The sequence below is a fragment of the Bradyrhizobium sp. 164 genome (genome assembly GCF_023073715.1).
Classification (GTDB): domain Bacteria; phylum Pseudomonadota; class Alphaproteobacteria; order Rhizobiales; family Xanthobacteraceae; genus Bradyrhizobium.
Window position 1 is genome coordinate 1 of sequence record NZ_JADPKA010000057.1, and the last position, 584, is coordinate 584.

Below are 584 nucleotides of genomic sequence, written 5' to 3' on the forward strand. Positions count from 1 at the left end.
AGGGCATCGGTTACCAACTGAGCTGTCATGGCGGCGCTCATCGACCAACCCACCACCCGGCGTGAGAACAGGTCGATCACCGCTGCGACGTAGAGCCAGCCCTCGGCCGTCCAGAGATACGTAAAGTCGGCGATCCACTTCTGGTTCGGCCGCTCGGCGGCGAACTGCCGGTCAAGGAGGTTCGCCGGCACGGTCTCGAGCTGTCGATCGCCGCTGTCCTTCGGCAAGCGCCGGCGTCGCGGCCGCGCCCGCAAGCCTTGCAGGCGCATCAGCCGTTCGATTTGGTGCAGGCCACAGTCCGCCCCATCGGCGAGCAGATCACGCCACACCCGGCGCGCACCATAGGTGCGGTCGCTCGCCATGAAGCTGGCCTTCACCTTGCCGCCGAGCTCTTCGTCGCTGCGGGATCTGGCGCTGGGCGAGCGATTCAGCCAGGCATGGAAGCCCGACCGCGACACCCCCAGCGCATCGCATAGCCATGCCACCGGCCAGATCGCCCGGTGCTTCGCGATGAAGACGAACTTCATGTCGCTTCCTTCGCGAAGAAGGCTGCGGCCTTCCTAAGAAACAGCCGGATTGGCGTC

1 pseudogene is annotated in these 584 nt (G+C 65.9%); it reads right to left on the reverse strand.

Annotated features, from left to right (window positions below):
- Positions 1–560, reverse strand: a pseudogene (locus IVB01_RS19430) (IS3 family transposase); the annotation flags it as partial.
- Between the last annotated feature and the right edge of the window lie 24 nt (positions 561–584).